The organism is Thermorudis peleae, assembly GCF_000744775.1.
In the GTDB taxonomy this organism is placed as follows: domain Bacteria; phylum Chloroflexota; class Chloroflexia; order Thermomicrobiales; family Thermomicrobiaceae; genus Thermorudis; species Thermorudis peleae.
Genome location: NZ_JQMP01000004.1, coordinates 389,022 through 410,829 on the forward strand (window position 1 = coordinate 389,022; position 21,808 = coordinate 410,829).

19 protein-coding genes and 2 tRNA genes are annotated in these 21,808 nt (G+C 54.9%); 6 read left to right on the plus strand and 15 right to left on the minus strand.

Features of this window, described 5'->3' with window-relative positions; genetic code table 11:
- Nucleotides 1–38: 38 nt before the first annotated feature.
- The 6 genes from N675_RS11690 to N675_RS11715 all read right to left on the minus strand — a co-directional run bounded on the left by N675_RS11690 (nucleotide 39) and on the right by N675_RS11715 (nucleotide 7,051).
- Nucleotides 39–944 (minus strand): carbohydrate ABC transporter permease, encoded by a 906-nt coding sequence (locus N675_RS11690; protein ID WP_051914697.1) that lies wholly within the window; start codon nucleotides 942–944, stop codon nucleotides 39–41.
- The gene (locus tag N675_RS11695) at nucleotides 944–1,894 is read right to left on the minus strand and encodes a carbohydrate ABC transporter permease (protein ID WP_038040120.1); all 951 of its coding nucleotides are present in this window, start codon (nucleotides 1,892–1,894) and stop codon (nucleotides 944–946) included. The genes N675_RS11690 and N675_RS11695 overlap by 1 nt, the downstream gene beginning before the upstream one ends.
- A gap of 108 nt (nucleotides 1,895–2,002) precedes the next feature.
- Nucleotides 2,003–2,881, minus strand: coding sequence for an ABC transporter permease (locus N675_RS11700; RefSeq protein ID WP_038040121.1), 879 nt, complete (start codon nucleotides 2,879–2,881; stop codon nucleotides 2,003–2,005).
- On the minus strand, nucleotides 2,859–4,025 hold the full coding sequence (locus N675_RS11705) for an ABC transporter permease (RefSeq protein WP_038040123.1): 1,167 nt from the start codon (nucleotides 4,023–4,025) through the stop codon (nucleotides 2,859–2,861). The genes N675_RS11700 and N675_RS11705 overlap by 23 nt, the downstream gene beginning before the upstream one ends.
- On the minus strand, nucleotides 4,022–5,557 hold the full coding sequence (locus tag N675_RS11710) for an ABC transporter ATP-binding protein (RefSeq protein ID WP_038040124.1): 1,536 nt from the start codon (nucleotides 5,555–5,557) through the stop codon (nucleotides 4,022–4,024). The genes N675_RS11705 and N675_RS11710 overlap by 4 nt, the downstream gene beginning before the upstream one ends.
- Before the next feature lie 81 nt (nucleotides 5,558–5,638).
- A complete protein-coding gene (locus N675_RS11715) occupies nucleotides 5,639–7,051 on the minus strand; it encodes a BMP family ABC transporter substrate-binding protein (RefSeq protein ID WP_038040125.1) in 1,413 nt (470 codons plus the stop codon).
- A 498-nt stretch (nucleotides 7,052–7,549) separates the two neighbouring features.
- Here N675_RS11715 and mutL point away from each other — a divergent pair, with 498 nt between their 5' ends.
- Nucleotides 7,550–9,289, plus strand: coding sequence for a DNA mismatch repair endonuclease MutL (gene mutL, locus N675_RS11720; protein ID WP_038040127.1), 1,740 nt, complete (start codon nucleotides 7,550–7,552; stop codon nucleotides 9,287–9,289).
- On the opposite strand, the gene N675_RS11725 is transcribed toward mutL, so the two are convergent.
- The 3 genes from N675_RS11725 to N675_RS11735 all read right to left on the minus strand — a co-directional run bounded on the left by N675_RS11725 (nucleotide 9,286) and on the right by N675_RS11735 (nucleotide 12,094).
- Nucleotides 9,286–10,041 (minus strand): response regulator, encoded by a 756-nt coding sequence (locus N675_RS11725; RefSeq protein WP_051914698.1) that lies wholly within the window; start codon nucleotides 10,039–10,041, stop codon nucleotides 9,286–9,288. The two genes, mutL and N675_RS11725, sit on opposite strands and share 4 nt — an antisense overlap.
- A gap of 12 nt (nucleotides 10,042–10,053) precedes the next feature.
- Complete coding sequence (locus N675_RS13820) at nucleotides 10,054–11,094, minus strand: sensor histidine kinase (RefSeq protein ID WP_156100886.1); 1,041 nt, start codon at nucleotides 11,092–11,094, stop codon at nucleotides 10,054–10,056.
- Nucleotides 11,095–11,233: 139 nt separating this feature from the next.
- Nucleotides 11,234–12,094: a dolichyl-phosphate beta-glucosyltransferase gene (locus tag N675_RS11735; protein ID WP_231578033.1), complete on the minus strand. Its 861-nt coding sequence runs from the start codon at nucleotides 12,092–12,094 to the stop codon at nucleotides 11,234–11,236.
- A 164-nt stretch (nucleotides 12,095–12,258) separates the two neighbouring features.
- Between N675_RS11735 and uvrA the strand changes: the two genes are divergently transcribed.
- From uvrA to serS, 3 genes are read left to right on the plus strand one after another with little or no spacing between them, the layout of a single operon-like run.
- Nucleotides 12,259–15,168, plus strand: coding sequence for an excinuclease ABC subunit UvrA (gene uvrA / locus N675_RS11740; RefSeq protein ID WP_038040131.1), 2,910 nt, complete (start codon nucleotides 12,259–12,261; stop codon nucleotides 15,166–15,168).
- A 56-nt stretch (nucleotides 15,169–15,224) separates the two neighbouring features.
- Entirely contained in the window at nucleotides 15,225–15,800 is a 576-nt protein-coding gene (locus tag N675_RS11745; RefSeq protein WP_051914700.1) for an HNH endonuclease, read from the plus strand.
- 37 nt (nucleotides 15,801–15,837) lie between these two features.
- Nucleotides 15,838–17,151, plus strand: coding sequence for a serine--tRNA ligase (gene serS, locus N675_RS11750; protein WP_038040134.1), 1,314 nt, complete (start codon nucleotides 15,838–15,840; stop codon nucleotides 17,149–17,151).
- On the opposite strand, the gene N675_RS11755 is transcribed toward serS, so the two are convergent.
- The 6 genes from N675_RS11755 to N675_RS11780 form a co-directional block, all read right to left on the minus strand.
- On the minus strand, nucleotides 17,148–17,813 hold the full coding sequence (locus tag N675_RS11755; protein WP_038040136.1) for a YIP1 family protein: 666 nt from the start codon (nucleotides 17,811–17,813) through the stop codon (nucleotides 17,148–17,150). The genes serS and N675_RS11755 overlap by 4 nt on opposite strands.
- A 10-nt stretch (nucleotides 17,814–17,823) precedes the next feature.
- Complete coding sequence (locus tag N675_RS11760) at nucleotides 17,824–18,435, minus strand: ABC transporter ATP-binding protein (protein WP_051914701.1); 612 nt, start codon at nucleotides 18,433–18,435, stop codon at nucleotides 17,824–17,826.
- 74 nt (nucleotides 18,436–18,509) lie between these two features.
- The gene (locus N675_RS11765) at nucleotides 18,510–18,689 is read right to left on the minus strand and encodes a hypothetical protein (RefSeq protein ID WP_038040138.1); all 180 of its coding nucleotides are present in this window, start codon (nucleotides 18,687–18,689) and stop codon (nucleotides 18,510–18,512) included.
- Nucleotides 18,686–19,225, minus strand: coding sequence for a stage II sporulation protein M (locus tag N675_RS14855; RefSeq protein ID WP_038040140.1), 540 nt, complete (start codon nucleotides 19,223–19,225; stop codon nucleotides 18,686–18,688). The genes N675_RS11765 and N675_RS14855 overlap by 4 nt, the downstream gene beginning before the upstream one ends.
- Before the next feature lie 13 nt (nucleotides 19,226–19,238).
- The gene (locus N675_RS13825) at nucleotides 19,239–20,828 is read right to left on the minus strand and encodes a hypothetical protein (RefSeq protein WP_051914702.1); all 1,590 of its coding nucleotides are present in this window, start codon (nucleotides 20,826–20,828) and stop codon (nucleotides 19,239–19,241) included.
- A complete protein-coding gene (locus tag N675_RS11780) occupies nucleotides 20,822–21,115 on the minus strand; it encodes an uberolysin/carnocyclin family circular bacteriocin (RefSeq protein WP_051914703.1) in 294 nt (97 codons plus the stop codon). Before N675_RS11780 ends, N675_RS13825 begins: the two co-directional genes overlap by 7 nt.
- 488 nt (nucleotides 21,116–21,603) lie before the next feature.
- Between N675_RS11780 and N675_RS11785 the strand changes: the two genes are divergently transcribed.
- A tRNA-Ser gene (locus N675_RS11785) sits at nucleotides 21,604–21,687 on the plus strand.
- Nucleotides 21,688–21,704: 17 nt separating this feature from the next.
- Nucleotides 21,705–21,796, plus strand: a tRNA-Ser gene (locus tag N675_RS11790).
- The last annotated feature ends 12 nt before the right edge of the window (nucleotides 21,797–21,808 follow it).

A 21,808-nucleotide genomic window follows, 5' to 3' on the forward strand; every position in this document is an offset into this window, starting at 1 on the left:
CTACACCATTGCATCCTGCTCTACCAGTCGCGCTCCGGTTAATCTTTCACTGCACCGGCTGTCCACCCAGCAATCACCCACCGTTGACCGAAAAGGTAGACGATCAATGGAGGAAGCGACATGATTGTCGCGGCAGCCATCATTTGCCCCCAGTAAAATTGGTCACCTATGACATACGCAGAGAGCCCCACAGGCGCCGTCATCACGTCCTCGCGTTGAAGCAGCACCAGGGCATACAGGAATTCATTCCAAGAGAGGGTAAATGCGAACACTGCCGCGACAACAATCGCGGGTAGCGAAAGTGGAACGACAATCCGCCACAAGACGCGCCATCGGCTCGCGCCATCAATCAGCGCGGCCTCCTCAAGCTCGATTGGCACGGAGCGAAAGTAGCCCATGAGCATCCACGTTGCGAACGGCAACGTAAACGTCAAATATGCCAGAATCAAACCCAACAAGTTATCGCGCAGCCCCAAACGATTCATCATCATAAAGATCGGGATAAAAAGGATTGTTCCAGGAGCTAAGTAGGCATAAATCAACAACCGTGCAAACGCAGCGCGGCCAAAGAACTGGAGCCGTGTTAACGCGTAGCCGGCCATCGCGCCCAGCACGGTGGAAACCACTGTCGTAATGACAGCCACAACAAAGCTATTTCGCAGTTGTATCGCAAATGCGCTCGTGTTGCTAAAAATTTTGGCATAGTGTTTCAGCGTCAAGACATGTGGAAGAAGTGTGACATGCGAGCTATAGAGATCGACATCCGCACGGACTGAGGTCGCGAGTTGCCAGTAGACCGGGAACAGCGTCCAAAGACTCAGTACAACGAGAAGCGTATAGCCAAGGATCATATATCCCCGACCGCGGTAGGCAAGCCACCTCCGTAAGGCCTGCACGCGTGATGGTTGGGCCGTCGTCCGCAACACTTCAACCCGTTCGGCCATCACCGTTCCTCCTGCTGGAGCATACGTCGAGTCAAAAAGTAAATCATGACAGCAAAAAGCGGGAAAAAGAGCAGAGGAATTGTCGCTGCAATGCCAAGATCATAGGCCTGCATCCCTTGGTGATAGGCCAAAATGGGAAAAGTCTCCGTGACGTTCGCTGGCCCGCCATTCGTCAATACATAGACATATTGAATCGCGTTCGACGTCCAAATTGCTGAGAGCATCGTCGTGACAATGATGACTGGCATGAGGTTGGGCAAAGTGATACGCCAGAAGGTCTGGGCTGAGGTTGCCCCGTCAATCTGGGCTGCTTCATAGAGCTCGCGCGGGATTGCCTGTAGCCCAGCCAGAAACGTCATGATCCAAAACGGCGCACCTTGCCAAATAACTGCAATAAGGACAGACCAGAGCGCGAGTCGCGGATCTGATAGGAAGAGAATGGGATCCTTGATCAACCCCAGCCGTAGCAAAATCGTATTAAGAACGCCATTAACATCGTTGTAGATCCACTTCCAGGAAAATGCACTGACGACCGCAGGAATAGCCCAGGGAACAAAGAGCAGGGTCCGCCAAAACCGTCGTGCACGAATTTCTGCGTTAAGAATTAATGCACTCACCATTCCAATGATGAATTTTCCTATAAGAGCTCCACCAGTATAGAGGAACGTCACCTTAACACTATTCCAAAATAATCCATGAATTTGGCTTTGTCGATCAAAGAGGATGCGCACATAGTTGGCAAAACCAATAAAGTGGCCCTGTCCGCCAACCTTAATATCCTGTAAGCTCAGCCACACAGCATAGCCTAGTGGATAGGCGATGAGCCCAAGGACAACCACAACGGCCGGCAAGAGCAGCGCGTATCCAAGCTGCCAGTCTCGTCCAAGCCGAGAACGATGAGGAGACCGTACGTTGCTTTGCTGATGCTCCGCCACCTGCACTGCTGACATGCACGTGATCCTCTCATCGGATGACAGGGCTATTGTAATAGGGGCATCGGGAACAGGCAAGACAATTGCACAAGCCTGAGGAGAAAATCACACCTGAATCCGAAATTGCTAGCTCTCTCGTTGATACGGCAGCCCAAGCGCGTGTGGCTTGGCTGCACCCCAGCGCAGGCTAAACCAACGTGTTGACATGACGACAAAGACAACAACCGTGATCAGAAACGGTACCGCTCGCCAGAGATAGCGCGAAAAGAAATTGGGGAAGAGCAGTTCAGGATAAAGGGAGAGTTGCCAAAGAACTCCAAAGAGCACAGCGCCAAGTAGCACCAGCAAGGGATTCCAGAGCGAAAAGAAGACAAGCGCCAGGGCAATGAACCCCCAGCCTTGCAGGTAGTTGTAACTCCATACTGGGTTATAGATCAAAGAATACACGCCGCCAGCAAGCCCAACCAACGCGCCAGCGAGTACAGCTGCGAGGTAGCGCAGCCGAATGACTGCAATGCCGCTCGACTCGGCCACAGCAGGATTCTCACCCACCGATCGCAGCTGTAACCCAATATGCGTGCGGTAGAGTAAGAACCAAATTGCCCCCGCAAGGACAAGGGCAAGGATGAAAAACGGCGGAAGGCCCAAAAGATTTGGAAACTGCTTCAAGCCAAGGGGGCCGGTATAGGGATACCCAACATAGGTGGTTAGTCCAAAGCCAAAGATCCAGATTGCCATGCCATTTACAACCTGATTGCTTCCAAGGGTGATGGAGAAAAAGCCATGGATGAGACCGACCAGTGCTCCGATCGCGAGGGCAACCAAGAATCCCCACAGGTAGTGACCAGTCGTTTTCGCGACAATGAAACCAAACGTCCCACTGAGCAACATGACGCCTTCTAATCCGACGTTCAAGATTCCAGCACGCTGCTCGAGTAATTCGCCAAGGGCAGCGATGGCAAAGACAGCAGCAGCTGCCAGACTAATGGTGAGGAGATTCGACACGGCTCTCTCCAATCTCACGCTGGGGTACTGCTGCAGGCACACGATGTTCAAGAGCAAGCCGATAGTGGGCTAACGCCTGAAACGCCACTATCACAAGCATGAGAACGCCAAGCAGCGCATAGTCAATACCGAACGCTAGACGCAGCTTGCCTTGCATGAAGCGTGCCCCACTCGCAACGCCGCCGAAAAGCAAGGCGACTGGTATCGCAGCAATCGGGTTGTTCTGTGCAATCAAGCCGGTAATAAGCCCGTAGAAACTGAAGTCGCCGAAATCGTTGTAGCTCTTGGGAATCTTATAGACACCAGGCACCGCGGCAAAATAGTGATATCCCGCAAAGCCCGCAAACAGGCCACCAAGCAAGAACACGAATGTGCACAAAAACCCCTCACGTATCCCAGCATAGCGTGCGGCAGCTGGACTGGCACCAAACGCGCGAATCTGGTACCCAATTGTTGTTTTCGCTAAAACAATAGACAGGAAAACGGCTAGTACCAACGTCGCGTAGACCGTGAGTGGCAAATTCCAAAGCTGTGGCATGCGCGCTGCGAGTGGCAAGCTGAAGCCTTCGCCTTCCGCCGTTCGCCCCATGAAGGGTCCACCCTCACGAATCATGTGCGCGACCAGCCAGAGCATAACCGAGTTCAACATCATCGTTGTGACAATTTCGTTGACCTGGAGCTTGCCACGGAGCAAGCCCGGAATTGCGCCGTACAGTGCTCCGCCAGCCATCGCACCAAGAACCATCAGCGGGATAACGATCACCCCTGGGATCGGCGCATTCACCGAGGTTTTTGCGCCAAACGCATACGCGACGCTAAATGCCGCCAGCATCCCAGCATAGACTTGGCCGGGCATGCCGATATTCCAGAGGCCAGCACGAATTGGCACGATAAAGGCATAGGCACAGAGCAAGATAAAGACGGCGCGGTTGATCGTCTGAGGCAACCCGTACTGGCTCAGGAACGCATACTGAATAATCTCACGATAAACAGCCACTGGACTCGCCCCAACATGGAGAAAGGCGAAGCCAACAAGCACGAGCGAGACAACGACTGCAAGCACAGAAGCCACGGCTGATTGCCACCATCGCAGTGTTGACCGTCGCTCAATCCGTATGGTGGTATTTCCAACGTTTACCCTCATGCTGGCTCCCTGCGTAGTCCAGCCATCAATTCACCAATGTGCTCTCGTGTTGCATCAGCAGCAGGCAGAACGCCCGTAAATGTTCCTTCATACATCGCTGCGATGCGGTCACTCAAGGCCAGTATTTCGTCGAGATCTTCCGAGATCAACAGGATCGCTGTCCCATCCTGCTGTGCCTCGCGCAACTTTCGATGGACAAATTCAGCAGCCCCAATGTCAAGACCATGGGTTGGCAGGCAGGCAATGAGCAAACGGGGACGTCGTGCAAGAACACGTCCAAGGATGATCTTCTGGAGATTGCCACCAGACAGGGAACGTGCCGGTGCTTCCACCCCGGCCGTGACAACACGGTAGTCACGTACGACGGTCTCGGTCAGCGCACGTGCTCGTTCCGTAGCGACAAACCCGAAGCGCGACATCGTTGGCTCGTCATAGAAGTTCAGCAACACGTTGTCCGTTAAAGAGAATTCGGGGATAGAGCCAACCTCGCGGCGTTGCGCTGGAATGTAGCCAACCCCACGTCGCCAGCGATCACGGACACTCGAGCGGGTGATATCGTGCCCAGCAAGAACAATGTGGCCACGTTCGACTGCGCGCAAGCCAGCAATTGCCTCAGCTAAGGCTTCTTGGCCATTGCCTGCTACTCCAGCAATACCAAAGATTTCCCCTTCGTGAACAACAAACGAGAGACCCTTGACCGCAAGAAGCCCACGATCATCGCGCACCCACAAATCCTGAACCTGGAGCATTGGTGAGCCGATGCGTGTTTCGCCACGTTCGTGGGTCAGCGCAATCTCTTGCCCGACCATTGCGGCAGCGAGGCTTTGCTCGGTTGCTGAATGCGTTTCAACCTCGGCAACAACACGCCCGCGACGCAGGATCGTCACACGATCGGTATGCTCAAGTACCACTGGCAACTTATGGGTGATAAAGGGAATGACGGCAAGATCATCTTTGGACAGCCGTTGCAGTGATGTGAGCAAGGCGAGCACTTCAGGTGGGGAGAGCACAGAGGTCGGCTCATCCAAAATCAAAATTTTCGCGCCGTAGTAGAGCGCTTTGATAATCTCGACAAGCTGCTTCTCGCCCTCTGAAAGTTGCCACACCCGCGCGTGCAGGGGAATGCGAAATCCATAGCGTTCACACAATGCTGCAACGTCCCGTTCCGCATCGCGCAGATTGAGGATCATTTTGGTCTTCGGATGCCCTAAGACAATATTCTCGAGTACAGTGTGGGCAGAAATGAGTCGGCGCTCCTGATGCACCATTCCGATACCATGCTGCAGCGCATCCCGTGGACTCCGGAACTGAACGCGCTGTCCCCAGAGATAAATCTCGCCTTCATCAGGCTGAAGCTCTCCAAAGAGAATGCGCATCAGGGTGGTTTTCCCAGCGCCATTTTCTCCGAGAATCGCGTGAATTTCGCCAGCGCGAACCGTGAGGTCGATATGATCGTTGGCTACAACTGTGCCAAAGCGCTTGGTAATGCCACGCGCCTCAAGCACGACGTGACCGCGCTCTATGGGCCGCATAGTCACTCCTCACGAGCCGTACGGCAAGACTACGCTGTCAACCTGATTATTAGCCTCCTCCGATGATTGCATTTTGCTCATCTACGGAAGAATCGTCACACCTTCGAGATCAAAATTGAACTTCGTCAAAATCCACTCGGTTGTTGGGGCTTGCCCTGCAGGCTTGACCGTCGTCCCTTTCGCCGGAATCGGCGTATCCTGTAGCTTCAGCCCGGTTCCATTACTCACAAGCGCATTGGCCGTAAAGGGATCCCACTGCCCCTTTTGCATTTGCTCCCGCCGCTGGCGGACGAGATCAACAATTTCCTTGGGTAAGATCTGAGCGGCCTTGGGGCTAATGGCATCGACGCCAACTTTCATATCGTTCATCAAGTCAACGGTAGCCTCTTCGGTTCCATCCGCCAGCTTCATCGTCGACTCAAGGCCCAAGAACATGACCTCATCAGGCTTCTGCGACTTCATCATGGCCTGAATAATGCGATCATAGAGCACTTCCCACCGAGTGTCGAAGGACACCGCGACGGTGTTCGTATCGGCCCACTTGTAGAAGCCCACGATATCCATATCTTTGCCGACGAACCACACCCCTTTGGCCTTGCAGACGTCCAGGGTAGAACCGGAGTCGGTCTGCTGGGTGAGGACGTCGCAGTTATATTGACTAACGAGTGTTTCAGCAACTGCCCGCTCTTCAGCAGGAAGATACCAGTCACCGACGTATTTGATATAAATCTTGGCGTTCTTATTGAGCGTTCGGTTCGCCTCCTGGACACCCAGGATGAAGCCCGCTTGCCGATGCAACACCTGGATATTAGGGAAGGCGGAAACGATTCCGATATTACCGGTCTTCGTCAAGGCCCCCGCGACAAGCCCTTCGAGATACAGCGTTTGATACTGACGTGGGAAAATCCGAATGAAGTTCGGTTGATGGGTAAGATCACTCGCAACAATCGCGACAAAGATCTTATTGGGATACTTGCTCGTAATATCAAGCAATGGTAAGCCGATGAATTCGGCATTCCCCACGATAATGTCGGCGTTCTCTTTGGCAATCATTTCCTCAGCAAATGGGACAGCTTGATCCGGGCCAACTTGCTCACGATAGATGTACTTGAGGTTCTGATATTTCTGCGTCAACCGCTTCGCAGCGCGATCGTGTGCCCCAGACCACGTGGTGCCTTCGATCACGCTAAAATGCAAGATTGCCAGTGTGATTGGCTTGCCGGATGTTGTCGATGTCGCCGCTGCGGCCGTCGCAGCAGCCGTCGGTGTTGTCCCAGCGGCGGCTGCCCCAGTCGGCGTTGCCGCACTTGGCGCCTTTGTTGCAGGAGGCTGTGTCGCAGCAGATGGAGCTGACGTCGGTGTTGTTTGCCCACCACCACAGGCAGCTAAGAGTGCACTCAATAACGGCGCTGCCGTGCTCGCGAGCACTCCACGCATGAAGGTTCGGCGTGACAGCGGGTAACGCCCAAGACCTTTCAGATCCCGCTCGTTCATGGCTCCCCCTCAAGGACTTGCTACACGGTACCGATACGAAGGAGACAATTGTGCGCCTTCGGCACTGACAGGCGAAGGCAAAGTGACGACAACATTGTTAACAATTTCTGCGCAGCGTTTTCACCTCCTTCATGGCTTACCACTGTTAAGCACTGTTGTGAGTACGGTTGCCCAAAAGAAACAGACAACGGCGTTCTTTCCCATCCGTCTCTGGCGTGCGTACACAGCCACCGCAACGTCGCAATGCCAAAATGCTTCGTCACAGAATACTGTCGTGCCCGAGAAATACCCGTACGCTAGACAGAGACAGGATAATGGGCCTTGCCTCTGTCGTCAAGAGTCTCTCTGACAACGTCACGACAACAATAGCACGCTGCCTAAAAGCATTGGTCAGCGAGCCCAATAGGCGAGAAGCAAACCGCCAACGCAGGCCAGCCTCGCGGCAGATTGCAGCATCGTGTACGATCGTCATAGCATGAGCATGGGGAGTACCGCTGCATGATCCACCGGCTGGACCCGATGACCATTAGCAAGATTGCTGCGGGTGAAGTTATTGAGCGCCCGGCAGCTGTTGTCAAAGAACTGCTTGAGAACGCCCTCGATGCTCAAGCACGCATGGTCTACATCGAGGTTGCCGGTGGCGGCCAAGACCTCATCCGCGTTACCGATGATGGCATTGGCATGCACGCAGCCGAGCTACCGCTCGCGGTTGAGCGCTATACGACCTCGAAATTACAGGCATTCCATGATCTCATGCGGCTGACAACCTACGGATTTCGTGGTGAGGCACTTGCGAGCATTGCTGCGGTCAGTGAACTCGAGATCCTCAGCCGACCAGCAACTGAACCGATCGGATACCGTATCCGCGTTCACTTTGGGAAAGTCACCGCCGTCGAGCCAGCACCGGCCGCACCGGGTACGGCCGTTACCGTGCGTGATCTTTTCGCCAACGTCCCGGTGCGACGGCAGTTTCTTCGCCATGAGCGAACTGAGACAGCGTTCATGCAGCGGGTCGTCGCAGCCTATGCGCTTGCCCGGCCCGACGTTCAGTTCACCCTGGTTATTGATGGTCGCACAGTATTCTCAACGGATGGCAGTGGACAACTCCGCAATGCAATAACCAGCGTCCTCGGGGCTGATGTCGCCGAACAGATGGTCATTCTGGAGTGGCCCGTTGACCTTGACGCACCGTATCGTGTATCTGGAGCTATCAGCCTGCCATCACTTTTCCGAAGTAATCGGCAGCAGATGCTGTTCTTCGTGAATCAGCGATGGATCGAGAGCCGCACGCTCAACGTCGCGGTTGAGCAGGCGTACCACACACTCTTACTCATTGGTCGTTACCCTCTCGTAGTCCTTACGATTCAGCTGCCACCTGAACACGTCGACGTCAACGTCCACCCCACCAAGCGCGAAGTCCGTTTCCGTGATGAGCGCCGGGTTTTCCATCTGCTTCACGACGCTGTGCGTCATACGTTACAGCAGTGGACGGCAAAACAAGCGATTCCCCCAGTGGAATTCCGTACGGCCTCACCCCTTGCCGCCCCTCCACCTGAAATGCAGCGGCGCCTGCTCATCGCAGACCCACGACGAATCGGAACGCTTGACGCTCCTTCGCAATCGGTCACGCCATCGCACACCGAGCGCCAAACCACGGAGCGTGAACGTCTTCCGCTCCTTCGTGTGCTTGGTCAAGTGCAACAAACGTACATTATCGCTGAGGGCCCAGACGGGCTTTACCTTATTGATCAACATGCAGCCCACGAACGGGTACTGCTCGAACGATTGCTTGCCCAGTGGACGGCAGGCCATGTCGAAGCCCAAACCTTGCTAGAACCCTATATTGTTGAACTAACTGCCGACCAGTTGGCCACATTTGAGGCCTACCAAGACGAACTGGCAGCTTTGGGATTTCAGGTTGAACCTTTCGGAGGGAATGCCGTTGCGATCCGCCAAGTGCCGGCAATTCTGCGGCAACGGTCACCGAATACTGCGCTCCTGGCGATTCTCGACGACCTGAGTAACGGCGGTCACGCAACAAACCGGATCGAATCGCTTGCTATGACGACCGCGTGCCACTCAGCGATTCGCGCCGGTCAGGTACTCTCCTTAGAAGAGATGCGCGCGCTCATTCAAGAACTCGAGCAATGCACGGCTCCTCGCGCCTGCGCGCACGGACGCCCAACGATGGTGCATTTGAGCAATGAGGAACTTGCGCGGCAGTTTGCCCGTCGCTAGCGTCGTCCATTCTGCTCACGCCAAGGAAGCTGAAATGCCGTCTGTGTCGAGGACTCCGTGACGGGCACATGCTGCTCGTCCAGCTTGATCCAGCCATGCTTCAAGGCGTAAAGCACCGCCTGCGTGCGGTCGTTGACCGCTAGCTTGCGCAAAATCGACGTGATATGGTTCTTCACCGTTTGGTCACTAATATTGAGTAGTTGTGCGATCTCTTTATTACTGTGGCCGCGCGCGACGCAGTCGAGGATCTCAATCTCACGAGGAGTAAGCGGCGAGAAGAAACCAGTCGACGAACGATCCATGCGCGACAATTCGCGGAACTGATCGAGTACGCGTGAGGCAACAAAGGGGCGTGAAAGCACCATCTCGTTGATGAGGTATTCGCCTCGTGCCACCCGCATGATGATTTCGGTCAGGGCGCTTGGTTCAACGTCCTTGGTACAGTATGCTGCTGCACCTGCCCGGATCGCATTGAAAAGTTGCTCGTCATCTTGGTGCATGGTCAAGATAACAACGCCCGCTTGGGGATGACGACGTTTGAGAGCGCGAGCGACCTCTAACCCATTCATCCCGGGCAAACTCAAATCAATGAGGATAACATCAGGCTCACATTCATCGGCAAGACGCAGGGCCTCACTGCCATCACCAGCCTCGCCAACAATCTGAAAGTCAGGGATCTGTTCGAGTGCCCACCGGATGCCCGTGCGAAATAACGGATGATCGTCGACAATGAGAATCGTGATTGGACTCATTCGGCACACTCCTTACCCTGCTGTCTGGCCTTCAACAGCGTGATATTCGGCGAGCTGCGGCGTGAGCGGTAAGCGCAGGGTAATCCGGGTGCCAGCACCGGGCTCGCTCCAGATTGTCACCTCTCCCCCCACCACTTCCGCGCGCTCACGCATGCCCTTTAGCCCGAAGCCTCCACTCGACGTTGTCGTCACGGCCGACGGCCGGAATCCCTGGCCATCATCTGCCACCTCTAGAACTATGTCGGCAGAAGTTGCGCTCAACGTAAGCATAATGCGCCGTGCGCGGGCATGTCGCTGGGCATTGTGCAGTGCTTCCTGGACGACGCGGAAGACCGTGAGCTCTTGATCCGGAGTCAGTGGTGGAAGCGTCTCGGGCAGATGCACGACAAGCTCGCCTTGGAAGAGACGCTGGAAGGTCTCAAGGTAGTGGCGCAAGGCTGGCAGGAGTCCCTGCTGATGTAACAGTACCGGCTGAAGCTCGATCATGAACCGTCGGGTTTCACTCAACCCCTCACGAAGGAGGCGTTCAATCCGTTCGAGTTCCTCCAGAACTGCCCCTTTGCCTCCGTCCTCCGTTCGGGCAAGGACACGCGCAGCAAACTGCACGCTTAAAATTGCGTTAGCTAATACCTGCGCTGGCCCATCATGGATTTCGCGAGCCAGCCGACGCCGCTCTTCCTCCTGCGCGTGAATCATGGCTTGGCGAACAGCAAGCTGCTGCGCGATGTCGTTACCAGGCAGCACTCCTCGCTCATGGAACTGATGGCGTGCCAGGCGCAAAAGCTGGACAAAGTCACGCAACTGGCGGCTGAGCAATTGCCCTTGCGTCAGCGCCTGCGTAAGACGATCTTCAGCTTGGCGTAGGCGTTCCAGTTCGTGATTTTCTTGAGGATGTTCTAATAACAGCTCTTCAATGTGCAGGTGAAGACGCGAGCACTCCTGCTCCAACTCGGCCAGCTGCGCCCCAAGCCGGGATTGAATCGCTTCGAGCTGGTTCTCGCTTGCGGCGAGAACGTCAGCTGTCGCCTGATAAAACGCTTCGAGACTCTTCACAGACCAATCGGTATCCACAGTGTTCCCTCAGTTTGAAGATTTCGGCCTGTGCGAGTGTATGCAGTGTGCCCGCGAAAACGCGCTCAAGCCATCTTCAGGATACCATACAATTCCTTACCCGAAAATCTGTGTCAGCATGTCACTTTCGCACTTCGGGTATAGTCGCCTTGTCCTGGTGTTGTCCAGGCAGAGAAGCCAGCGAGGATGGAAGAGAGACGTCGTACCGTCCACGCCAGGCATACCAGCGAACACGCAACACGTCTCCCAGCATGCGCATGCTGTCACTTACCGGATCAACTTTGCTCCCGGGCACATGGCGCCAGGTAACTGGAAGGATCGCGATGCGGTAGCCAGCCCGGCGAGCTACATAGAGCAATTCGACATCGAAGCCGGTAACTCGCGGTCCACGCACGGGAAGCGTATCATTCCGGTAAAGTTGACACGCTGCAAAGAGCGTTCGCGCTACCGCAGCGTGGAAGCCTTTAAAACCACATTGGGTGTCAGGAATTCCGGGAACAGCAAGAAGCTGCACCACCCAGTTAAAAACGCGTCCCATGAGATGGCGATGCCACGGTTCACCCAAACGCTTGGCTGTTTCACCTTCCCGAGATCCGATGACGATGTCCCAGCCTTGGTTCAAAAGCGCCATCATCGGCTCAAGATAGTGAATCGGAGTTGACAGGTCAGCATCAGTGAAGACAATGAACTGACCATGTGCTGCCATCACTCCACTAAAGACAGCAGCCGCTTTCCCGCGGTGTGGAAGGCGCAAGTGCCGCACGCGCGCCTCCCGCTGCTGCCAAACGGCCGCGATTGCTGCAGTTGCGTCCTCACTCCCGTCATCGGCAATCAAGACCTCCCACGTATACGGCTGAGCAGTGAGATAGGAAAGCACCGCTTCCATTGTGGTTGGTAAGCGACGCTCCTCGTTATAGGCCGGAATAATCAGGCTGAGGGTTGACCACTCAGGCGCCATCTCAGTAGTACGCGCCTCCGTCATACATTCCCCGCATCTGCGCCTTCTTCACATGTCCGCCGCGATTGTATCAAGTTGAGAAGATCACACTCGACTGGTCTGCACCGGAATTGAACATTTGTTCCTTGCCAGCCTTGCTAGAATTACCCGGTGTGACGCCGTCGGCAACAAGGGGGATAGACAGAACGATGGCGAGCGACAAGATTATCATCCGCGGCGCGCGTGAACACAACCTGAAGAATATCGACCTTGAGATCCCGCGCGATAAGCTGGTCGTCTTCACGGGCCTTTCAGGGTCCGGCAAGTCAAGCCTCGCCTTCGATACGATTTACGCTGAAGGGCAGCGCCGTTATGTCGAGTCTCTCTCGGCCTACGCACGGCAATTTCTTGGATTAATGGAGAAACCCGACGTCGATCAGATCGAAGGACTCTCTCCCGCGATTTCAATTGACCAGAAGAGCGCTAACCGCAACCCTCGCTCGACGGTCGGCACACAGACTGAGATCTACGACTATCTTCGCCTTCTCTACGCGCGTATTGGACAACCCCATTGTCCGGACTGTGGGCTGCCAATTGCAGCGCAGACGGTGCAGCAGATGGCTGAGCAACTGGAAGCACTGCCCGAGGGAACACGCCTGTTGATCCTCGCCCCGCTGGTCCGTGATCGCAAGGGGGAGCATCACACCGTTTTTGAAGAACTGCGCCGGGCTGGATTTACACGCGTGCGTGTTGATGGCGAACTCCGTGAGTTAGATGAACCGATCACCCTCGACCGCAATCGTCGGCATACGATCGAGGTCGTCGTTGACCGAATCATTATCCGCCGCAACGATCCGGATGAAGCCCATGCGTTGCATATTCGGTTAATCGAGTCGTTGGAGACAGCCCTCAAGCTCGGATCAGGATTTGCTCTCGCTCAATTGGTTGATGGCGCACTGTTGCAATTTTCAGAGGCGTTGGCTTGTCCGAACTGTGGACGGAGCTTTAGCCCCCTCGAACCACGAAGCTTTTCGTTCAACAGTCCGCACGGGGCATGTCCAGCGTGCGACGGACTTGGGGTACGCATGGAGTTCGACCCCGAACTCATTGTGCCCGACCCAGACCGCTCCCTTGCTGATGGCGCGATTGCGCCATGGTCGCGACTGGGGCGCGATAGCATTCGATGGTACCAAGCACTGCTCGCAGCATTAGCTGAGCACTATCACTTCTCGCTTGATACACCATTTCGCGAACTCCCCGAGCGCATTCGCCACCTTATCCTGTACGGCGATGGGAACAAACCCGTAACCGTGCGCTATCAGAGCCGAATGGGCCGACCACGAAGCTTTACGGTCACCTATGAGGGAGTTATTCCGAGTTTACGCCGGCGGTATGAGACCACGTCGTCTGATTATGTCCGAAGCGAGATCGAGCAGTACATGACCGCTCTTCCCTGCCCAGCCTGTGGCGGAAGTCGTCTCAAACCGGAGAGCCGCGCCGTCACAATCGCTGGGAAATCGATTGTGGACGTGAGCCGCATGTCGATTCGCGAAGCACTCGCGTTTATCGAAGCGCTCGCCGATGAGTCGCAAGCACTCCTCACAACCCGGGAGCGCCTGATTGCTCGGCAGATTCTCAAAGAATTGCGCGCCCGGCTTGGGTTCCTTGTCGATGTCGGGCTGGATTACTTAACCCTTGAGCGCCCGACCGCCACGCTGTCTGGCGGGGAGGCACAGCGGATTCGACTTGCCACGCAAATTGGCAGTGGGTTGATGGGCGTCCTATACGTGCTCGACGAACCCAGTATCGGCTTGCATCCGCGCGACAACGAACGGCTCATTCGGACATTGCTCCGTTTGCGCGACCTCGGGAATACCCTAATCGTTGTTGAACATGACGAAGCGACGATCCGGAGTGCTGACTGGATCGTCGATATTGGCCCAGGAGCTGGCAAGCACGGTGGCACAATTGTTGCCCAGGGAACCCTCGAGGATATCATGCGCACCCCAGAATCGATCACTGGGCAATTTCTGAGCGGTGCTCGGCAGATTCCAATTCCGGCACAACGGCGACGCGGCAACGGTGCAACACTGACAATCCGTGGAGCACGAGCAAATAACTTAAAGAACATCACGGTTAGTTTTCCGCTCGGCTGCTTCATCTGCGTTACCGGTGTCTCGGGGTCAGGAAAGAGTACCTTAATTACTGATACGCTGTATCGCCGGCTTGCCCAGATCTTCCATCATGCCAAAGAACCAGCTGGTGCACATGACAGTATTGAGGGCATTGAATACCTCGACAAAGTCATCAACATCGATCAGAGCCCAATTGGTCGCACGCCACGCTCAAACCCAGCGACCTACACTGGCGCTTTTACGCCGATCCGTGAACTCTTTGCCTCATTGCCCGAAGCACGCGCTCGCGGCTACACTCCAGGGCGCTTCTCGTTCAATGTCAAAGGCGGACGTTGCGAAGCGTGCCAAGGGCAAGGGGTTATTGCGATCGAAATGCAATTCCTGCCCGATGTGTATGTCCCATGCGAAGCCTGCCATGGGAAGCGCTACAACCGCGAAGCGCTGGAGATTACCTACCGGGGGAAGAGCATCGCTGATGTTCTCGACATGACCGTCGAAGAGGCGCTTGAATTTTTCGAGGCGTTTCCGGCAATTCGCAACAAACTGCAGACGCTCGTCGACGTTGGGCTTGGCTACATTACCCTCGGCCAGCCAGCAACCACGCTCTCGGGTGGTGAAGCACAGCGAATTAAACTCGCAACTGAACTCAGTCGGCGGGCGACAGGCAAGACACTGTATATTCTCGACGAGCCGACCACCGGTCTGCACTTCGCCGATATTGAGCGCCTGTTGCAGGTGTTGCAGCGCTTAGTTGACGCTGGCAATACGGTCATCGTTATTGAGCATAACCTGGATGTCATTAAATCAGCGGACTGGATCATTGATTTGGGGCCAGAAGGAGGTGATGCGGGCGGCGAAGTCATTGCGGTTGGTACGCCGGAAGAACTTGCCCAGATGCCCCATTCGTATACTGGACAGGCGCTTCGCAGCGTTCTGCCAGGAATCTCACTGTCGGCCGAGGTTCTCGTTGAAGCGGCCGGCTAGTCGTCTCTGTTATCATTGCAATTGCGGGCTGATTGATGGTGTAGCAGGACGCAGGCGTGCGAGAAGCAACGGAGCCGCTCCAACAACCGCCAAACGGGCATTATCTCCAGAACGGGCATTACCCTGTGCTCGTCCTCAATCAGAACTATGAGCCATTGCACATTGCGAGTCTTCGTCGAGCCCTTGTCCTTGTCTTGCGGGGCCGTGCCGAACTACTTGAAGATTATGGGTTTGTCATTCCATCAGCACAGTCGCAATTTCCAGCACCGGCAGTGATTCGTCTCATGACGCTCGTTCGCCGGCCACCGATGCGCGTTCGCCTGACGCGCCGGGCTGTTTTCCAGCGCGACAACTATACGTGCCAGTACTGTGGCATCAGGACGAACGACTTAACAATTGACCATATCATCCCGCGCTCTCGGGGTGGCAAGCATACATGGGAAAATGTTGTTTCGGCATGTCGGGCCTGTAACCACCGCAAAGGCGGCAAGTCACTGGCCGAAGCTCACATGACACTCTTACGCCAGCCATTCGAACCACGCCCAGGACGGTACTATTTCATCCAACGTGCGCTCAATGGGCACGTGCACGAATCGTGGCAGAAGTTCTTACCAGCAATCGATACCCTGTAATACTTAGCGGCAAACCAGGGAAAGACTGGGAGGGACAATGCTTGACCTCAAGCTCATCCGTGAACATCCAGAGCTGGTACGCGAAGCGCTTGTCAAACTCAATACCACGGCGCCAATTGATGAGATTTTGGCCTTAGATGAACGCCGTCGGGCACTGTTGCGCGAAGTTGAGCAGGATAAAGCTGAACGGAATGCAACGTCGCGGAAAATTGCCCAACTCCCCCCTGGTCCAGAACGTGAACAAGCTATTAACGCAATGCGAGCGCTTGGCGAACGGATTGCAAGTCTTGAGCACGAACTCAGCTCAATTGAAGAGCAGTTGAATGCGCTCTTACTGGAAGTCCCGAACCTGCCTGATCCCGATGTTCCCGTTGGCCCAGATGAGAGTGGCAACGTTGTTGTACGCACCTGGGGCGAACCACGGCAGTTCTCATTTCCGGTGCGCCCCCATTGGGAAATCGCCGAAGCATTGCATCTCATCGACTTCGCGCGAGGGGTGAAGATTGCCGGATCACGGTTCTATGTCTTGCGTGGCGATCTGGCGAGACTGCAGCGAGCCCTGATTACCTGGATGATCGATCTGCATGTCAATGAGCATGGCTACCTTGAAGTCTATCCGCCGATGCTCGTTCGACGTGAAGCAATGATTGGGACAGGGAACCTGCCGAAATTCGGCGATAATCTCTATCATGATGAGGAAACCGATCTCTGGCTCATTCCAACGGCCGAAGTGCCCGTGACGAATCTCTATCGTGACGAGATCCTTCCTCCCGATACCTTGCCGATCTATCACGTTGCCCACACGCCCTGTTTCCGCAAAGAAAAAGTCTCAGCCGGACGAGACGTGCGCGGAATCAAGCGTGTTCACCAGTTTGAGAAGGTCGAGTTAGTCAAATTCGTTGCGCCTGAGACATCGGACGAAGAACTGACGAAGCTGGTTGCGGACGCTGAGGACGTCTTGCGACGGCTCGAATTACCGTATCGGGTGGTGCAAATTTGCACAGGGGATCTCTCCTTTACGGCTGCCAAGAAGTATGACCTGGAAGTTTGGGCTCCTGGCAGCCAGGAATGGCTCGAAGTTTCATCCTGTTCAAACTTCCGAGACTTCCAAGCGCGTCGGGCGAATATTCGCTATCGCCCATCAGAAGGTGCCCGGCCGCAGTACGTGCATACGCTGAACGGCTCAGGCTTAGCTCTCCCGCGGACGCTGATCGCAATTATGGAGAACTATCAGCGGCCTGATGGCAGCTTCGAGGTGCCAGCAGTCCTGCGCCCGTATATGCATGGGCAAGAGAGCATCGGCCCGCAGCCGGAGTTTGGTCGCGCTTCGCATTCAGCACACGTCCATTAGGACACTGCCAACGACGGTGGAGAAAAGCTGAGAAGCCCCCAATTCACCACGCCAAAGACCAGCGCCAGCCCCGTTGCCCGGCGCTGGTTTGTTCGTGCACTCCTTCGCCATCCCCATGTCAGTAGTGCCATGCTCCAGATCGTAAACACACTGAGCCGTCCAACAACCATTGTGAAGAGCAAGGGATTCTTGCCACTGAGCAACGTAGAAGCAAGCGGAGGATGTACCAAAGATAACCATAAAAGAAGCAGATTCCGGATAACAAGCGGCACGTGGCTATAGCCAAACACCGAGACACCAACGTCGGGATCAATCGATATCACGAAAATACGCGAAAGGACGAGTAAAATCAATGCCCCAATCATCATTGACAATGCTGCCACGACCGCGACCCCGATGATAATGATGACAAGCGCTGTTTGCTCGAGGAGCGGGAGGAGGTTCAGCGTATCGGGAAATGCAGAAGCAAAACGGGAATGGATCACAGGTGTGAGCGATGGAGCCAAAACGAATGCAAGAAAGCTTGCCGAGAGCGTATAAAGCATGATTGGGAACATTGGATGCGGGCAACGAGACAGCGTAGCAAAACAGTGCGCAGGTCGCACGACAACGTCTATTCCTGCCCGCACCGCTGCTGTAATCCCGCTGCACCGCTTGACCATGCGCTGCCACTCATCCTTCAATGCTTCCATGTACGAGACGCAATATTCGGATTGGATACTCAAGTTGTTGAGCGAGAAGTTGCACGACCCGCTCATCTTGAGTAGTAAAAAGGATTGCTCCGCCCGCTCTCAGATGTGCAGCAAACGTTGCACAATATGTCTGTTGCCCTTCCTCATCTAACGCAACGAACGGCTCATCAAGCACAAGAAGCTGAGGTGCATGCACGAGGGCCGTGGCAAGACCGAGACGTTGCTTCATACCCCGAGAATAGACGCTGATTGGTGAGCATGCGACTGAGCTGAGCCCTAGACGAGCGAGTAAATCATCAGCATATTGTTGGGCTTGATGGAGAGAGAACCCCCAGAGCCTACCGACGAAAGTCAAAAATTCTCTGCCAGACAGCCAGTCATACGCAAACGGTGTATCCGGCAAAAATCCGATACACCGGCTTACAGCCCGAAGCTGCTTGGGGAGAACATGACCAAAGGCCTTTACTTCCCCCTCATCACTTTGCAACAAGCCAACAGCGAGCCGTACCGTTGTTGTCTTGCCTGCGCCATTTGCTCCGATGAGCGCACAAAGTTCACCCGCACTGACTGTAAAGCTACACCCCTCTAACACACTACGCGCACCAAAGCGCTTCGTTACAGAGTGGAAACAAAGGGGAGGAGCGTTTTTTAGACGATCGCAAGGATTTAACGCAACCACTCGGCCATCCCCCATGCGAGCCCCCAGATCGCAGCAGCAAAGGTAACAAGGTAAAACCACAGCGGTAGTTGCACCCGTTTCTTGCGATCAACGAAGACAGCATAGAGGCCGAGAAAGAACAAAAGCGAGCCACATGCAATGAGGAAAAGAGACTGAAAGTTCATCATGATAGAACGCCCCTCGTTTGGATACTCAGCTTTATTACCTGGCATGAGATCTTTGCCTCTACTATTCCAGCAGCGACGAGTGCGAAACTTCCCAGCAGGAGAAGAATCAGTGTACACTGCCAGACGAGGTAAACTGGTCGCTGCTTACGCATCCAGATCACAAAAGCCATGAGGGGACTGAAGCCCACCCCACCGAAGCAGCCCAATGCCAAGAGTTCAAAGACGCTGTGAGGTAACAGTGGACGCAGCCCATTGATCCAGCCACTGCGCTTTGCTGCAAGACCAAGAGCCAAGCCGGTAACGAGACCAGTCTTGAGAAGGCTATACAAGGTTGTGATGCCGAACGTTACAATTCCAGTCAGGAAGAATAGCGCAACGATACTGTTCTGTCGTAATATTGACCAAAGTGACGGACAATTCGTTATTGGCCCGGTAGGAGAAAAATCAGTCTGTTGCGCTAGCCACATCCCCCAAAATGTACTCCCCAGTAAAATGAGCAGGCTTGTGCTAACGAGCGCCAAACCGACCTGACGCATCGCACTTGTTCAGTCAGCCAACTCGGCGATAGCGTTTGCAATACCACCACCCCAGCCACAATGCTGTCAGAATGACCATTCCAAGGAGAAACGTTGTCGCAATCGAGAGAGATAGCATGTGTTGCGGCTCAGACATTGACTTCACGCGTCGTGCAAACACCGACGTTAGCAACGTGCTCAGAAACAATGAAAGGACTAGGAACCAGCTGACCTGCACGAGGAAACGAAGCTGATTGATGATTTCGTCTGAAAGTGGAAGTTCGGGCGATGAAAAAACGACATACCATGGCAGAAAAAACTTCAGCAGCGCTGCCAGCACCAGCAGGAAGACAGTTAGAACAAGAATGACAACCAAGAACAGGCCAGGAATTGCTGCAGCGACTATGGTTAAGCCTATAACAAGCACAGCTGGCAGGCTGAGCCAGGCTACGGACAAGGCAGTCTTCGCAAAAGCCATCACTGCGGGTGACAGCGTGAGCAGCCGAAACAAGGGTAACAGCTCACGCTCATCGCTAACGGTATTTGGGCTGTATTCGAACGCATTCGGATAGGCAATCGCTAAGGCAATCGCCCCTGCGACGGTAAGCAACTCCGCAGGACGATCATATGCTCTCGGCTGGGCAAGACTGACTCCACAAAGTGATCCAGCCGCAGCAAGTCCTAATACCCATGCCACCGAAAGCATACGCACGCCGCGTCGCCACAGAACTAGACCATCTTTGATAAGGATGACACGCGTGATTGAGCCATTCAGATATGCGGTGGCATCTAACGGTTGACGATGTGCCACATGCAGAGAGATGAGCGGGTAGTACCGTCCCACAATAGCCGCAGCCAACAGAACAATGGAAAAGCTTCCCAGTGCTCCTGCCAAGAGAAGAGGAACAGGAAGCATTTCACCATGTTGGACAGCTATCGTGGCAACATTCGCAATACTCTGCCAGACGTTCCGCAGTTGAAGGACACGCAACTCACCATACGCAATGCCCATCCCCAACATGAAGGCAAGGAGAGAACGCATCAGCAATATAACAAGGCTGGAAAACCCGGACTGCGTAGGATAGCGTTGAGAGGATGTTAAACGCAGCCAGAGCACAGAAACTATGCTGCGCACTGACAATACAGTGAAACCAACACTACCAGCCAGCAGCCCCCACCGTAACGCGTTACCATACGGATGGCCGGTAGTAGCACCAGAGGCTTCCCCAACCGCGCCAATTGCGATCATGCTTACAGCAAGCGGAACCATGCGTCGGGAAACAAAATGCGCAAACCACAGAAGTCCTAATGCCCCAGGAATAAGCGAGAAGAAAGCTGATTCCTCATTGTTCAGTTGCCAGACCAGTGGTTGAACAACCATGAGCACTATCAACATCACAAACAAACTTAAAAGTACGATATGCAATAGCGTCGGTCCAATACTCGTTGCCCCAAGTAACGCAAAGAAGAAAACGACGCGTTCAAAGAGAAAAGCGATAACAAAAATCAGCAGAAGCAGAAACCACCGGCTTCGCAGCGATGGTGGCAGAAGACCACGCAAGGGCCTCCATCGCTGCACTTCGAGCCAGCACACAGCAGCAAGCGCTCGGACCAGAGCTACCATGCAGCGGCGTACTCTTCCCCAACACGCTCAGCCAGTGCTTTTGCGACATACAGAATTCCGGCAGTGATTCCGCCGGTTGTGGCAATGGTCGCAAGCACAGCCAAAACGGACCACACTGTCCAGCCGGCAAGCAGCAGATCAATGATATGCAGCGCCGTACTATAGCTCAGACCAAGCATTCCGGCCAGCATCGCTGGGTTGCTCGCACCAGAGAGCAGGCTGGCAAAAACACAGGACAAGAACCCAACGCCTAAGAGCATTCCGAACCACGAAGCCTGCTGCCTCATCAGCTACCTCCTGGTTCACGCAACGAACCAATTTCTCCTAAGGAGAGTCTACTCTCTCTCTCTCTCTTGATGTCAAGCACGCATGACGCACCGGACGAAGCGTTCATCGATGCGAGGTGACCGGCATCCATCTCGACAGGAGGCCCAACTGCATCGCATCGCTCCTGGCGGTTATCGCGCAGACGCAGTCGTTGGGCCATGCTGCACCCAGCACCGCATTGCGCGCAATGGTGTGACCATTTCCAGCACACTACGCTGCAGGATGACAGCGAGAATACTTTCCGTAGGCCTGGAGCGCCCACCCATGTTCGCTGTGGGAGAGAAAACAAGAGCAACGTGCCGCTACATGTGACTCGATTCTGCCTCATCCCATCACAAGCTATATGACACCGACTGCATGGTATGGAGCGGGAGACAAAGAGCAATGCTCTGCGGTATACTTTCGCTATGGTGCACCCGGCAGGGCCGACGGCAAAGCCGGGGCTCGTGGAGAGGTGGCCGAGTGGTTGAAGGCGGCGGTCTTGAAAACCGCAAGGCGATGAGCCTCGGGGGTTCGAATCCCTCCCTCTCCGCCGGGCGAGACCAGCCTGGGAAGGTGCCTGAGAGGTCGAAAGGGGTCGCCTGCTAAGCGATTGGGGCTGGCATAACCGGCCCCCGTGGGTTCGAATCCCACCCTTCCCGCCTGCATGGGGT

Coding starts and splice junctions, on each gene's coding strand:
- N675_RS11715 (WP_038040125.1), bottom strand. CDS start 7,051: ATGAACGAGCGGGATCTGAAAGGTCTTGGGCGTTACCCGCTGTCACGC.
- N675_RS11695 (WP_038040120.1), bottom strand. CDS start 1,894: ATGTCAGCAGTGCAGGTGGCGGAGCATCAGCAAAGCAACGTACGGTCT.
- N675_RS11710 (WP_038040124.1), bottom strand. CDS start 5,557: ATGCGGCCCATAGAGCGCGGTCACGTCGTGCTTGAGGCGCGTGGCATT.
- N675_RS11755 (WP_038040136.1), bottom strand. CDS start 17,813: ATGGTCAAGCGGTGCAGCGGGATTACAGCAGCGGTGCGGGCAGGAATA.
- N675_RS11735 (WP_231578033.1), bottom strand. CDS start 12,094: ATGACGGAGGCGCGTACTACTGAGATGGCGCCTGAGTGGTCAACCCTC.
- N675_RS13825 (WP_051914702.1), bottom strand. CDS start 20,828: ATGGTAGCTCTGGTCCGAGCGCTTGCTGCTGTGTGCTGGCTCGAAGTG.
- uvrA (WP_038040131.1), top strand. CDS start 12,259: ATGGCGAGCGACAAGATTATCATCCGCGGCGCGCGTGAACACAACCTG.
- N675_RS11780 (WP_051914703.1), bottom strand. CDS start 21,115: ATGAGGCAGCAGGCTTCGTGGTTCGGAATGCTCTTAGGCGTTGGGTTC.
- serS (WP_038040134.1), top strand. CDS start 15,838: ATGCTTGACCTCAAGCTCATCCGTGAACATCCAGAGCTGGTACGCGAA.
- N675_RS11705 (WP_038040123.1), bottom strand. CDS start 4,025: ATGAGGGTAAACGTTGGAAATACCACCATACGGATTGAGCGACGGTCA.
- mutL (WP_038040127.1), top strand. CDS start 7,550: ATGATCCACCGGCTGGACCCGATGACCATTAGCAAGATTGCTGCGGGT.
- N675_RS14855 (WP_038040140.1), bottom strand. CDS start 19,225: ATGCGTCAGGTCGGTTTGGCGCTCGTTAGCACAAGCCTGCTCATTTTA.
- N675_RS11725 (WP_051914698.1), bottom strand. CDS start 10,041: ATGAGTCCAATCACGATTCTCATTGTCGACGATCATCCGTTATTTCGC.
- N675_RS11765 (WP_038040138.1), bottom strand. CDS start 18,689: ATGATGAACTTTCAGTCTCTTTTCCTCATTGCATGTGGCTCGCTTTTG.
- N675_RS11690 (WP_051914697.1), bottom strand. CDS start 944: ATGGCCGAACGGGTTGAAGTGTTGCGGACGACGGCCCAACCATCACGC.